Raw genomic sequence first — 484 nt, forward strand, 5'->3', positions numbered from 1 at the left:
TGCCAATACAAATTAGCTGCTTAAAAGCAGCTAAAAAGAATCGTTATGCTTACTTGACCGGATAAGGTTCATATGTGTTAGGTATACAAATGCCTTACTAAGGCAAATAAAGCTAATAAAATAAGTACTATAAACAGTAGTTGGTGGACTAAATAAAAGCTCTTTACAGCTTTTAAATGAACACTCGAAAAATACGCCTGTTTATAAACAAACCCAAAGACAAGAACCACTGAAAACATAGCCAAGATAAGAGCCAAAGCAATCAGCTTGGTAACAAATGGGTTTAGCAAATTTAAAAGGCTAGAGCCTGCTAATGCAATAAACATAGTGAGAATTGCTACCTCAAAAAAGGCTTTAAATTTTACTTTTGAGTTTTCCAATTGCACTAATGCCCGATGTATACCTAACGAGCCTGTAGAATAACTCGTTTCAAATTTGTTTTTGTAATCAACAAACGATAACTGAGTTCCTATTTTGATTCAAT

Annotated in this window: 1 protein-coding gene; it reads right to left on the reverse strand. The window is 33.5% G+C overall.

Annotated features, from left to right (window positions below; translation table 11 throughout):
* Positions 1 to 77 precede the first annotated feature (77 nt).
* Entirely contained in the window at positions 78 to 386 is a 309-nt protein-coding gene (locus EXT48_RS23555) for a hypothetical protein (protein ID WP_010605275.1), read from the reverse strand.
* Positions 387 to 484: the final 98 nt, after the last annotated feature.

Source organism: Pseudoalteromonas sp. CO348, from assembly GCF_004208845.1.
Lineage (GTDB): Bacteria > Pseudomonadota > Gammaproteobacteria > Enterobacterales > Alteromonadaceae > Pseudoalteromonas > Pseudoalteromonas maricaloris.